8 protein-coding genes are annotated in these 13,379 nt (G+C 42.4%); 6 read left to right on the top strand and 2 right to left on the bottom strand.

What is annotated here, in order from left to right:
- Nucleotides 1–87 precede the first annotated feature (87 nt).
- From HMPREF0659_RS04410 to HMPREF0659_RS04385, 6 genes are all read left to right on the top strand, one after another.
- Nucleotides 88–1,989 carry an amidophosphoribosyltransferase gene (locus HMPREF0659_RS04410; RefSeq protein WP_013263973.1) on the top strand — a complete coding sequence of 634 codons (1,902 nt, stop codon included), beginning with the start codon at nucleotides 88–90 and terminating at the stop codon, nucleotides 1,987–1,989.
- Between the two features lie 128 nt (nucleotides 1,990–2,117).
- Nucleotides 2,118–3,194, top strand: a complete 1,077-nt coding sequence (gene carA / locus HMPREF0659_RS04405; protein WP_013263963.1) for a glutamine-hydrolyzing carbamoyl-phosphate synthase small subunit — start codon at nucleotides 2,118–2,120, stop codon at nucleotides 3,192–3,194.
- The gene (gene carB, locus HMPREF0659_RS04400) at nucleotides 3,194–6,418 is read left to right on the top strand and encodes a carbamoyl-phosphate synthase (glutamine-hydrolyzing) large subunit (protein ID WP_013264645.1); all 3,225 of its coding nucleotides are present in this window, start codon (nucleotides 3,194–3,196) and stop codon (nucleotides 6,416–6,418) included. Before carA ends, carB begins: the two co-directional genes overlap by 1 nt.
- Nucleotides 6,419–6,585: 167 nt before the next feature.
- The gene (locus HMPREF0659_RS04395) at nucleotides 6,586–7,173 is read left to right on the top strand and encodes a hypothetical protein (RefSeq protein WP_013264816.1); all 588 of its coding nucleotides are present in this window, start codon (nucleotides 6,586–6,588) and stop codon (nucleotides 7,171–7,173) included.
- 107 nt (nucleotides 7,174–7,280) lie between these two features.
- Complete coding sequence (locus HMPREF0659_RS04390) at nucleotides 7,281–8,141, top strand: patatin-like phospholipase family protein (RefSeq protein WP_013263990.1); 861 nt, start codon at nucleotides 7,281–7,283, stop codon at nucleotides 8,139–8,141.
- Nucleotides 8,142–8,245: 104 nt separating this feature from the next.
- On the top strand, nucleotides 8,246–8,731 hold the full coding sequence (locus HMPREF0659_RS04385) for a low molecular weight protein-tyrosine-phosphatase (RefSeq protein ID WP_013264658.1): 486 nt from the start codon (nucleotides 8,246–8,248) through the stop codon (nucleotides 8,729–8,731).
- A 269-nt stretch (nucleotides 8,732–9,000) separates the two neighbouring features.
- Here the strand turns inward: HMPREF0659_RS04385 and HMPREF0659_RS04380 are convergent, their stop codons facing one another.
- Together HMPREF0659_RS04380 and uvrA are read right to left on the bottom strand one after the other, a co-directional pair.
- Nucleotides 9,001–10,188: an AGE family epimerase/isomerase gene (locus HMPREF0659_RS04380; protein WP_013264440.1), complete on the bottom strand. Its 1,188-nt coding sequence runs from the start codon at nucleotides 10,186–10,188 to the stop codon at nucleotides 9,001–9,003.
- A 179-nt stretch (nucleotides 10,189–10,367) separates the two neighbouring features.
- Nucleotides 10,368–13,196, bottom strand: a complete 2,829-nt coding sequence (uvrA, locus tag HMPREF0659_RS04375; protein WP_013264676.1) for an excinuclease ABC subunit UvrA — start codon at nucleotides 13,194–13,196, stop codon at nucleotides 10,368–10,370.
- Between the last annotated feature and the right edge of the window lie 183 nt (nucleotides 13,197–13,379).

Below are 13,379 nucleotides of genomic sequence, written 5' to 3'. Positions count from 1 at the left end.
GTTTATATTCATCTTCCTTTTTATTAAGGGAGACATGAAGATAGATATACGATTTTAAAAGTAAAAGAAAGATAGAAAACCTTATCAATGGAAAAGAACATTCATGAAGACTGCGGTGTGGCAATGATTCGATTGCTGAAGCCGCTTGAGTATTATCAGGAGAAGTATGGCACCTGGATGTATGCACTGAACAAACTCTATCTGATGATGGAGAAACAGCATAACCGTGGTCAAGAGGGAGCTGGTATGGCTTCTGTAAAACTGGATTCTGAGCCAGGTAATGAATATATGTTCCGTGAACGTGCAGAGGGTAAGAATGCTGTCGCTGAGATTTTTGCTAATGTTCATAAGCATTATAAGAACCTTTCACAGGAGCAGTTGTCTGATGTTTCTTTTGCTAAAACTAATCTCCCCTTTGCGGGAGACCTTTATATGGGCCACCTTCGGTACTCTACTACCGGCAAGAGTGGCCTTTCTTATGTTCATCCTTTCTTGCGTCGCAACAACTGGAAAGCAAAGAATCTCTGTATGTGTGGTAACTTTAATATGACTAATATTGGAGATGTCTTTGAGATTTTGACTGAACAGGGACAGTGTCCACGTATCTATAGTGATACGAACATTCTTTTGGAATTGATGGGACACAGACTTGATCGTGAGGTTGAACGTAACTTTGTGGATGCGCAGAAGTTAGGTTTGGAGAAGCGTGCTATCACCAACTATATTGAAGAGAACGTACAGATGAGTAATGTTCTCAAGACAACGATGCAGCACTTTGATGGTGGCTACGTTATCTGTGGATTGACTGGTTCGGGTGAGATGTTCTCTATTCGTGACCCATGGTCGATTCGCCCAGCTTTCTATTATAAGAATGATGAGATTGTTGTTTTGGCAAGTGAACGTCCTGTTCTGCAGACTACATTCGACCTTGAGTGTGATGATATCCAAGAGTTGAAACCTGGTCAGGCACTGATAGTTAATAAGCGTGGTGAATGTTCGCTACAGCAAATACTTGAACCTAAGCAGAATGCAGCTTGCTCTTTTGAGCGTATCTATTTCTCACGTGGTTCAGACCGTGATATTTATAAGGAGCGTGAGACATTGGGACGTCAGTTGACAGAGCCTGTATTGAAAGCAGTTGACTATGATACAGAGCATACAGTTCTCTCGTATATACCTAATACTGCGGAGGTTGCGTTCTATGGTCTTGTTCACGGCTTTAAGGAGCAGATTGATAAGAAGAAGGTTGAGCAGATCGCAGCTTTAGGTTCTAAGGCTTCTTCAGAGGAGGTCTATCGTATTATACATCAAGATGTACGCTCTGAAAAAGTGGCATGGAAGGATATTAAGTTACGTACCTTTATCACAGAAGGAAACTCGCGTAATGACCTTGCATCGCATGTTTATGACGTAACATACGAGTGTATTAAACCTTATGAGGATAATCTTGTCATTATTGATGACTCTATCGTTCGTGGAACAACATTGAAGGAGAGTATCCTTCGTATTCTCGATCGCTTGCATCCTAAAAAGATTGTTGTCGTATCCAGTGCGCCACAGATTCGATTCCCAGACTACTATGGTATTGATATGCCACATCCAGAAGAGTTCTGTGTCTTCCGTGCAGTAATCGAACTGATACGTGAACGTGGTATGGAAGACTTACTTCGTGAGGTCTATGAGAATTGTAAGAAAGAATTGGCAAAGCCTAAGGGAGAGACCATTTCAAATGCTGTACGTGCAGTTTATAAGCCTTTTACGGTAGATGAGATTAATAAAAAGATAGTTGAAATGCTGCGCCCAGAAGGTATGACAACACCTGTAGAACTCGTGTTCCAGAGTGTGGAAGGACTACATAATGCAATACCTAATCATCCAGGTGATTGGTATTTTACAGGAAACTATCCAACTCCAGGTGGTATGCGATTGGTCAATGAGGCCTTCGTAAGCTATTATGAGCGTGAACATCTAAATACAGTAAAAGCGTAATAACCGCTTGTCTGTGAATTATCATCATGAAAAAAAAGAATTATTTTCATGAAAAGAAAGATTTCTTTTCACGATAAAAAATATTTCTTTTCATGAAAAGAAATTTCAATCCAACAATACTATAAGCAATGAGGAACGTAACTTTAGTCTTAAGTGACGGAACAAAATTCCATGGAAAGTCGTTTGGATACGATGCCCCAGTAGCTGGTGAGGTGGTCTTCAACACTGCGATGATGGGCTATCCAGAGAGCTTGACTGACCCTTCATATGCGGGTCAGCTACTAACAATGACCTTCCCATTGGTAGGTAACTATGGTGTACCACCTTTTACTATTGAGGAAAGTGGTATCCCAACCTTCATGGAGAGTGATAAAATCTATGTCTCAGCCTTGATAGTGTCTGACTATACAGAGGAGCATTCACATTGGAATGCTGTGGAGAGTTTGGCTGACTGGCTGAAGCGTGAACACGTACCAGGTATTACTGGTATTGATACACGTGAACTTACTAAGGTTCTACGTGAGCACGGTGTGATGATGGGTAAGATTCTCTTTGATGATGAACCTAATAATATCCCAGAGGCTGATTATGAGGGAGTAAACTTTGTTGATCGCGTTTCAACAAAAGAGATTATCCACTACAACGAGGGCGCTGGTAAGAAGGTTGTCCTTGTTGACTGCGGTGTGAAAGCTAATATTATTCGTTCATTGATTACCAGAGGAGTTGAGGTTATCCGTGTACCTTGGAACTATGATTACACTGGTATGGATTATGATGGCCTTTTCCTCGGTAATGGTCCTGGTGACCCTGATATGTGTAATGATGCTGTTGAGGTTATTCGTAAGCAGATGAGTATGAGTAAGAAACCTATCTGTGGAATCTGTATGGGTAATCAGTTGCTTTCAAAGGCTGCAGGAGCAAAGATTTATAAGTTGAAATACGGTCATCGTGGACATAACCAGCCTGTTCGCATGGTAGGTACTGATAAGTGTTATATCACCTCACAGAATCACGGTTATGCGGTTGATGCTTCAACATTAGACAAGGATTGGCAGGAACTCTTCGTTAACATGAATGACGGTAGTAATGAGGGTATTCGCCATAAGGAGAACCCTTGGTTTACCTCACAGTTCCACCCAGAGGCTTGCTCTGGTCCGGTTGATACTTACTTTATGTTTGATAAATTTGTAGAAACACTGAAATAATGAAAGACGAGTCAATAAAGAAAGTCCTGATACTTGGTTCAGGCGCATTGAAGATTGGTGAAGCAGGAGAGTTTGATTACTCTGGTTCACAGGCGTTGAAGGCATTACGCGAGGAGGGTGTTTCTACGGTTTTGATTAACCCAAACATCGCAACAGTACAGACATCTGAGGGTGTAGCAGACCAGATTTATTTCCTTCCAGTTCAACCTTACTTTGTTGAGCGTGTTATAGAGAAGGAACGTCCTGATGGAATCCTCCTGTCTTTTGGTGGTCAGACAGCACTAAACTGTGGTGTTGAGTTGGATAAGACAGGTGTTCTGAAGAAGTATAATGTAAAGGTTTTAGGTACCCCTGTTAAGGCAATTATGGATACTGAAGACCGTGAACTCTTTGTTGAACGACTCGATGAGATTGATGTAAAGACAATCAAGAGTGAGGCATGTGAGGATATTCAGCAGGCACGTGTGGCTGCAAAGAATCTCGGTTATCCTGTTATTGTTCGTGCTGCATACGCATTAGGTGGCCTTGGTAGTGGATTTGCTGATAATGAGGATGAGTTGAATACACTCTGTGAGAAGGCTTTCTCGTTCTCCCCTCAGGTATTGGTGGAGAAGAGTTTGAAGGGTTGGAAAGAGATAGAGTACGAGGTTGTTCGTGACCGTTATGACAACTGTATCACAGTTTGTAATATGGAGAACTTCGACCCGCTTGGTATTCATACCGGTGAGTCTATCGTTATTGCACCATCTCAGACCCTTTCTAATAGCGAGTATCATAAGCTCCGTGCACTGTCTATAAAGATAGTACGTCATATTGGTATTGTTGGTGAATGTAATGTTCAGTATGCTTTCGACCCAGAGAGTGAAGACTATCGTGTTATTGAGGTAAATGCTCGTTTGTCTCGTTCTTCAGCTCTTGCCAGCAAGGCAACTGGTTATCCTCTTGCTTTTGTTGCGGCTAAGTTGGGTATGGGCTACGGACTCTTTGAGTTGAAGAACTCTGTTACAAAGACCACATCAGCTTTCTTCGAGCCAGCACTCGACTATGTAGTCTGCAAGATTCCACGTTGGGACCTCAGTAAGTTCCGTGGTGTGGATAGGGAGTTAGGCTCAAGTATGAAGTCTGTTGGTGAGGTTATGGCTATTGGTCGTAACTTCGAGGAAGCCATTCAGAAGGGTCTTCGTATGATAGGACAGGGTATGCACGGCTTTGTTGAGAACAAAGAATTGCAGATAGACGATCTTGATGTAGCGTTGCGTGAACCTACCGACAAGCGTGTGTTCCTTATTTCTAAGGCGATGCACAAGGGATATACAGTTGATCAGATTCATGAGTTGACCAAGATTGATCGTTGGTTCCTCAACAAACTCAAGCATATCATAGACATTGATGAGGAACTGAAGACTAAGAATATCAATACACTTGATAAGGAACTTCTGCGTACAGCAAAGGTTTATGGCTTTACAGACTTCCAAATCGCACGTGCTGTTGGTTTGGAGGAAGAGTGCAAGAAGATGCATGAAGCGATGAGAATCGTTCGTCGTTTACGTAAGAGCTTTGGTATTCTTCCTGTTGTTAAGCAGATAGATACATTGGCTGCCGAGTATCCTGCACAGACCAATTACCTCTATGTTACATACGCTGGTGTAGCTTCAGATGTTACGTTCCCTAATGATCGTAACTCAGTTATCGTACTTGGTTCAGGTGCTTACCGCATTGGTAGTTCTGTAGAGTTCGACTGGTGTGGTGTTCAAGCATTGAATACCATCCGTCGTCAGGGCTATCGTTCTATCATGATTAACTATAATCCAGAGACAGTGTCAACGGATTATGACATGTGTGATCGCCTCTATTTCGATGAGTTGACCTTCGAACGTGTTATGGATATCATTGATGCAGAGAACCCACATGGTGTGATTGTATCAACAGGTGGTCAGATTCCAAATAACCTTGCTATGTATCTTGATGAGGAGAATGTGCCTATTCTTGGAACATCAGCAAAGAATATTGATAACGCTGAGGACCGTGCTAAGTTCTCGTCAATGCTCACAGAGAATGGTATCAATCAGCCAGAATGGAGTGCATTGACAAGTATGGACGATATTGATAAGTTCGTTGACCGTGTTGGCTTCCCAGTACTTGTACGTCCATCTTACGTGCTTTCTGGTGCAGCTATGAATATCTGTTCTAATAGAGATGAGCTCACTCGCTTCCTTCAGTTGGCTGCTAATGTCAGCGAAGACCACCCTGTTGTGGTAAGTAAGTTCATTGAACATGCAAAGGAGATTGAGATGGATGCTGTTGCACAAGATGGTGAGATATTGGCATACGCTATCTCTGAGCATATTGAGTTTGCTGGTGTTCACTCTGGTGATGCTACAATTCAGTTCCCACCTCAGAAACTTTATGTTGAGACAATGCGCCGTATAAAGCGCATTAGTCGTCAGATTGCAAAGAAATTGCATATCAACGGACCATTCAACATTCAGTTTATGGCACGTGATAACGATATCCTCGTTATTGAGTGTAATCTCCGTGCGAGCCGTTCATTCCCATTCGTTAGTAAGGTGTTGAAGCTCAACTTCATCGACTTGGCTACTAAGATTATGCTCGGTGCGCCTGTTGAGAAACCAAGCAAGAACCTCTTCGACCTTGATTACGTAGGTATTAAGGCATCTCAGTTCTCTTTCAACCGCTTACAGAAGGCCGACCCAGTATTGGGCGTTGATATGAGTTCTACAGGTGAGGTAGGTTGTTTAGGTGATGATACCTCTACAGCTTTGTTAAAGTCTATGCTGTCTGTAGGTCTTAGAATACCAAAGAAGACAGTCTTGTTGTCAACAGGTGGAGCAAAGCAGAAGGCTGAAATGCTTGATGCTGCAAAGATGTTGAAGCAGCATGGTTATGAACTTTATGCAACAGTCGGTACATCAAAGTATCTCGCAGAGAATGGAATTGAGAATACATGTGTATATATGCCTTCGGATGAAGGACAGCATCCACAGGCACTCGATCTCTTACACGAGAAGAAGATAGACATGGTTGTGAACATGCCAAAGGACCTTACTCCACGTGAGTTGACCAATGGTTATAAGGTTCGTCGTGCAGCAATCGACCTCAATGTACCATTGATTACAAACAGCCGATTGGCAAGTGCGTTTATCTCAGCCTTCTGCAATGTCAGTTTAGATGATATTGATATCAAGGCTTGGGGAGAATATTAATAGTCTTCTGGGGTTAAAGGAGTTAAGGGAGTTAGAAGGAGTTTAGTTAACAATTATCATTGTTGGGGTTGATACCTTTCACTAAACTCCCTTGACTTCCAAAGCAAGGATTAGGAAATAATGTCTAAACTCCTTCTAACTCCCTTAACCCCTTTAGCTTCTTAAAGATGAAACAACATTCAATGAAGTTACTGCCCTTAGTCTTTGTGGCTATCTCTGCAGTAGCTTTTATGTCTTGCTCTGGCTGTTCTTCGCGAGGAGTAGGACATTATGATACAACACAGGTCGACACTATGTTGGCTGTCGATCTTGATAGTAATTCGTCAGGTGATGGGACGTATGTTTCTTCATGGACCTATCTCAACGATTCTGCAGTAGCTAATATGCAGAGTGCTCCAAACAAGAAGTCGCAGATAACGCCTTCTAATCGTATGAACATTCGTGTACGTTATCTTGGACGTGTAGGTGTTGAAGCATGTATGATTCTTGGTGATGGCGAACAGTTTGCGGGTAACAGTTATGATACAACCAACTATGTTCGTGTCTATGCGTATGGAGAAGAGGTAGGGCGTTTCAAATATAAGCCGGGTATCAGTAAGCAGACTGACTCTGCCTTCGTTCAGACTCCAGAAGCATTTGTTGAATGTCTTAGGAAATATCGTTCTTTTAAGATTGAAACAACGACTTTTACCAGTGGCACACTCGTTTACAGTTTTGATGCTATTGCTGCATTAGCAAAGAGAAAACAAAAGTAAGGTGTTACCTTTATTGTAACCTTTGTTTTACTACAATAGCATTGTTTATATCTTTGATTATCAGAATATAACATTATAAAAAGGCAGTATTTAAAGGATAAAACATAATGAAGAAAGGATTTGTATTAGAAGGAGGAGCCATGCGTGGATTGTTTTCTGCTGGTGTAATGGATGTTCTGATGGAAAATAACATATGGCCTGATGGCGTTATTGGCGTTTCTGCGGGTGCGGCTTTTGGTTGTAATATGAAGTCAAAGCAGGCAGGACGGGCGATAAGATACAACAAGAAGTTGGCAAACGACTGGCGTTATGCTTCTTTGCGTTCACTCTTAACAACAGGTGATTACTATGGTGGTGAATACGCTTACCATTATATGCCTCGTCATATTGATTACTTCGATGTTGATACTTTCCGTGAGAATCCAATGGAGTTTTGGGCTGTATGTACAAACGTTGGAACGGGTAAAGCGGAGTATAAGCGACTGATGGAGGTTGATAATAATTGTTTAGAGTATATTCGTGCCTCTGCATCTATGCCTATTGCTGCTCGTATTGTGACGGTAGAAGGCAAGAAACTTCTGGATGGTGGTATTGCTGATTCTATCCCTCTCCGCTTCTTTCAGGAGCAAGGATATGAGCGTAATTTGGTTGTTCTTACTCAACCAGAGGGTTTTGTGAAAGAGCCAAACTCACTGATGCCTCTTATGCGTATGTGGTTGCATCGTCATCCACGTGTCGTAAAAGCTTTGGAGCAACGCCATATCATGTATAATGAACAGTTAGCATACGTTCGTGAAGAAGAAAAGAAGCCTAACACCTTAGTGCTTCGTCCTAAAGCAAAACTAACAATAGGGCATTTCTCACACGACCCAGCAATGATGCAAGCAACCTATGATCAGGGTAGGGAAGTAGCTTTAGAACATCTAAACGAGATAAAGGAATTGTTTGGAGTAAGTGAGGTAGAATAAGTTATGCGTTCTCCTAAAAGAGAAATCATACCTTATAATATTAATAAGTATAAATCAAATTAATCAATAGACAGTGGAGAATCTGTCAAAAATATGAGATAAAAATGGATACGACAACAAATGAAAAAGTGAGTATTTTGTTTATTTGCTTAGGTAATATTTGTCGCTCTCCGGCTGCACATGCTGTGATGCAACATCTTGTTGAGGAACGAGGCTGTGCAGACCGATATATGATTGACTCGGCGGGAATTGGTAATTGGCACGTTGGACAATTACCTGATAAGCGCATGCGTGAACATGGTAGACAGCGTGGATATAGCGTTGATCATCGTGCTCGTCAATTTGATGCGCGTAGAGATTTTGAGTTATTCGATAAGATTGTCGTAATGGACGAGGATAATTATCGTAACATTACGTCTCAAGCACCTAATGAAGCGGCACGAGAAAAGGTCGTACGAATGGCAGATTTCTTTACTCAACATCCTTCTACTACTTGTGTTCCTGACCCATATTATGGTGATGCTGATGATTTTAACTTAGCTCTTGATTTAATTGAAGATGGTTGTGAGGGTATTCTTAATACTATCTAAGGCTTTCCGTTTTAGGGTAGTATAACTCTTCTCTAACCACAAACAATACTCATTTTAATAGCCTATTGTTAGGTATTAAGTACTCCGCACCATTGGTTTTAAGCGTTAGCACACATGGTGCTAAGCATCCGCACGATGTGTGCGGAGCGTTAATACGTCAGTAGAAAATGGACTAAAAAGGTCATAATAAGTATTATAAAAAACTCCCATAACAAACCATTGTTGGTAATGTTATGGGAGTTTTCTTTTTTATTCTTTGGTATCTTAGACTATTCCATAGTCTTCAATATCTCCTGACAGAGCATGTAGCCCTTAATCATCATACGTGGAACGTGGAACGGACCCTTGAAGATATTACCCTTTGCAGGCTGTGCAACGGTTCCGTCACGATGGAGATAACCATACCATTCTGGGTAGTCTTGGTCAGGGAAGTGAGCGTATGTCCACTCGCTAATACGCTGATGACGATAGAGATATTCCTCGTCGCCAGTTCCAAGGTAAGCATAGAGGGAGGCAATGATAGTCTCGCACTGTGGCCACCAGAACTTCATATCCTGCGAGTAGTCCTGTGGTGGGAGGTTACGACAGTCTCTGAAGTTGATGATACCACCATATTGCTTGTCCCATCCCCAGTCCCATGACCAATCGAAGATGGTGAGGGCGGTGTCGAGTAAGTCTTTATCCCAGTTGCGCAACTTAGCTTCCTCCATGATAAACCATGCGGTCTCAATACAATGACCAGGGTTGATAGTACGTGTTGCATTGGTATCAATGAACTCTCCCTTAGGGCCGACTGTTTCAAGTAATGCCTTAAACTCTGGGTGCATGAAGTAGCGACGGAGCAACGAGATAGACTCGTCAATCTGCTGGGTTAGTGTTGGGTCGTCAATCACTGTACGCAGACGTGAACCAACGTTGATAAGAATCATGATAATAGAGTGGCTCTGCATCTCTACACCTGCCTCATATTTAGCTGGAAGGAAGCCCGGAGTAGAGAGGAAACGCTGTGCATCGTGGAATACCTGCAACGCTCTTTCTGCATAATGCTTGTCACCTGTTGCCAAAGAGTATTCGGCAAAAGCTATTGCGGCGAAAGTCTCTGAGAAAACATAGCGACGCTTACGCAGTGGTTTGCCTTCTGCTGTTACCTCAAAATACATGTGCCCATCCTCGTCAAAGCAATGCTTCTCAATGAAGTCAATGGCAGACTTTGATGCCTCAAGCCATTCCTGTTTCTTCTCTACATTATTGTATGCAAAAGCGCAGATGAAGGCCCATCGTCCTTGAAACCACACCGACTTGGTCGTGTCCATCAATGATCCATCACGATCCAAGCAGGTGTATATACCGCCATTCTCCTTGTCCCAACCATGGTTCAACCAGAAAGGCATAATGTTGTTTGTTAGGTCGTTCTTGTAGGTTTCAGCCCATGAACGTAAGTATTCTTTCTTATCCATAATTTTAGGTGATATAGACAATGTGTTAATTTCTTAATGGATTGTAAAGTAAGGAGGACAGTCTGTACCGTTGTATAGCTGTCCTTTACTACTGTCCTTTGGCAAAATTAGGACTAATTTATCAATTATCCAAAGAAAAGAATTGAAAACTCTTTCTTTATTGCATAATAGAATATGTCTTACTTTAGTACTTTTGCAAGGAAGCGAGAAGTGTAGCTCTCTTTGTTCTTTACCACAACCTCTGGTGTACCACAACTCAACATGCGACCGCCACCACGACCACCTTCTGGTCCCATGTCAATGATGTAGTCTGCAAGTTTGATGACATCGAGGTTGTGTTCGATGATGATAACGGTGTTGCCACGGTCAACAAGTTTCTGTAATACGTCCATCAAGATACGAATATCTTCAAAATGAAGACCAGTTGTAGGCTCATCAAGGATGTAAAGTGTCTTACCAGTGTCACGCTTTGCAAGTTCAGTTGCCAACTTAACACGCTGGCTTTCACCGCCAGAGAGGGTGGTGGAACTTTGTCCAAGCTTGATATAGCCCAAGCCAACATCTTGTAATGCCTTGATCTTTGGCAGAATCTGTGGTACGTTCTCAAAGAATTCTACAGCCATATTGACTGTCATATCCAATACGTCTGCAATAGATTTACCCTTAAAACGTACTTCCAATGTTTCTCGGTTATAGCGTTTGCCGTGACAAACTTCACAAGGTACCATCACATCAGGTAGGAAGTTCATTTCAATGGTTTTGTAACCATTACCTCCACAGGTCTCACAGCGTCCTCCTTTCACATTGAAAGAGAATCGTCCAGGCTTGTAACCACGAATCTTAGCTTCGGGAAGATTGACGAAGAGTTGGCGGATATCGGAGAACACGCCTGTATAAGTTGCAGGGTTACTGCGTGGAGTACGGCCAATAGGACTTTGGTCAACGTTCACCACCTTATCAATGTTGTCAATGCCTTCAATCTTTCCGTAAGGCATAGGACGTTTCAGTGAGCGGTAGAAGTGTTGTGAAAGTATAGGCTGTAAAGTCTCATTGATGAGTGTACTCTTTCCTGAACCAGACACACCAGTGACGACAATTAGTTCGCCAAGTGGGAAGGTAACGTTCACGTCTTTTAGGTTATTACCCTTACAACCTGTGAGTTGTATGGTCTTTCCATTTCCTTCTCTGCGCTCTTTAGGAAGCTCAATGGCACGTTCACCATTTAGATATTGTGCTGTAAGTGTGTGTGTCTTGAGCATGTCTGCAGGCTTTCCTTGAAAGACAACCTCGCCACCTTTGCGTCCAGCTTTTGGTCCGATGTCTACAATCCAGTCCGCAGCACGCATCATGTCTTCGTCGTGTTCAACAACGATAACCGTGTTTCCCATGTCACGCAACTCTTTCAGAGAGTTGATAAGACGCTCGTTATCGCGTTGATGAAGACCGATAGAAGGCTCGTCGAGGATGTAGAGTACGTTGACAAGTTGTGAACCAATCTGTGTAGCAAGGCGAATACGTTGGCTTTCACCACCAGATAGCGTAGCACTTTGACGGTTTAATGCAAGGTAATCAAGGCCCACATCGAGTAGAAAGTTTATACGTTTACGAATCTCCTTTATGATTTCAACGGCAATAGTACGTTGCTTCTCGCTCATGTGTTCCTCAACATGATCAACCCAGTCTTTCAGCTCGTTGATATCCATTTCTGCAAGATCAGCAATGTTTTTATCCCATATTTTATATGACAGAGCCTCACGATTCAAACGATGACCATGACATTCTGGACATTGTGCTTCGGCTATGAACTGGTCTGCCCACTTCTTACCAGCTGAGGAATCATCGTTCTCCATAACCGTACGGAGATACTTAATGATGCCATCAAAGGATACAAAGTAATCGGAGGTAGTGTGGACAAGCTCCTTGGCTATCTTCAACTTTTCCAAAGAACCATACAAAACCTCGTCCATAGCTTCCTTTGGAATATCCTTGACAGGGGTCTTGAGGTAACAATTATGCTTCTTTAAGAGTGCGTCTATCTGCCAGAATATCATCTGGTTCTTGTATTTCCCTAAAGGAACTATTGCACCACTGTAGATGTCTTGTTTGTTATCTGGAATTACTTTCTTTAGGTCTATCTCATCAATAACACCCAAACCTTTACACTGTGGACAGGCTCCTTCGGGTGAGTTGAATGAGAAAATGTTTGGCGCAGGGTCTTTATAAGCAATGCCCGTAACTGGGTCCATCAGTCGTTTAGAGAAGTACTTGGCTTCGTCTCGCTCGTTATCAAGAATCATAATCAAGCCTTCTCCTTGCTTCATTGCCGTTGAAACGGTCTTTGCCAAACGCTCACGTAGCGTGTTATTCTCTGTACCACCGAGTTTCATCTTGTCGATAACAACCTCAATATTATGGTTCTTGTAACGGTCAACTTTCATACCACGTGTTAACTCTTGTACCTCTCCATCGACACGGATATACAAGTAACCCTTGCGTCGCATCTGCTCAAAGAGTTCACGATAATGTCCTTTACGGTTGCGGACAAGTGGTGAGAGAATATATATCTTGCGGTCTTGATAATCAGACATAATCATATCCACCACTTTCTCCTCAGTGTATTTCACCATCTTTTCACCGCTCATATAAGAGTAAGCCTCACCTGCACGTGCAAAGAGAAGGCGGAGGTAGTCATATATCTCTGTAGTTGTACCAACGGTAGAGCGGGGATTCTTATTGGTTGTCTTCTGTTCAATGGAGATGACAGGGGATAGTCCTGTAATCTTATCTACGTCAGGACGCTCCATGTTTCCAAGGAAGTTGCGTGCGTAAGCAGAGAATGTCTCAATGTATCGACGCTGACCTTCGGCGAAGATTGTGTCGAATGCAAGCGAACTTTTGCCTGAACCAGATAGTCCAGTGAAGACAGTAAGTGAGTTGCGTGGGATAGTTATGTCTACATTCTTCAGATTATGTACTCTGGCTCCGAAGACTTCTATTTTTTCGTTCATGGGGTTGTTGGGTGTTAAATGTTTGGTGTTTGGTGTTGAATGTTTGGTGTTGATGGATAGTTGGGTGTTTGGTGTTTGGTGATGGGTGTTGATGATTAGTACTGTGTTGATGGTTTCCTTGAAGATAACCACTGATGAAAATCGCTATTCATCACCATCCATCATTCTTCATCCATCACCCAC

Source organism: Prevotella melaninogenica ATCC 25845 (assembly GCF_000144405.1).
GTDB classification, from domain to species: Bacteria; Bacteroidota; Bacteroidia; order Bacteroidales; family Bacteroidaceae; genus Prevotella; species Prevotella melaninogenica.
This window is presented reverse-complemented; position numbering and strand designations above follow the sequence as displayed.

Bases quoted from the DNA above. Each gene is read 5' to 3' on its own strand.
- HMPREF0659_RS04410 (WP_013263973.1), top strand. From the start codon at position 88: ATGGAAAAGAACATTCATGAAGACTGCGGTGTGGCAATGATTCGATTG.
- carA (WP_013263963.1), top strand. From the start codon at position 2,118: ATGAGGAACGTAACTTTAGTCTTAAGTGACGGAACAAAATTCCATGGA.
- carB (WP_013264645.1), top strand. From the start codon at position 3,194: ATGAAAGACGAGTCAATAAAGAAAGTCCTGATACTTGGTTCAGGCGCA.
- HMPREF0659_RS04395 (WP_013264816.1), top strand. From the start codon at position 6,586: ATGAAACAACATTCAATGAAGTTACTGCCCTTAGTCTTTGTGGCTATC.
- HMPREF0659_RS04390 (WP_013263990.1), top strand. From the start codon at position 7,281: ATGAAGAAAGGATTTGTATTAGAAGGAGGAGCCATGCGTGGATTGTTT.
- HMPREF0659_RS04385 (WP_013264658.1), top strand. From the start codon at position 8,246: ATGGATACGACAACAAATGAAAAAGTGAGTATTTTGTTTATTTGCTTA.
- HMPREF0659_RS04380 (WP_013264440.1), bottom strand. From the start codon at position 10,188: ATGGATAAGAAAGAATACTTACGTTCATGGGCTGAAACCTACAAGAAC.
- uvrA (WP_013264676.1), bottom strand. From the start codon at position 13,196: ATGAACGAAAAAATAGAAGTCTTCGGAGCCAGAGTACATAATCTGAAG.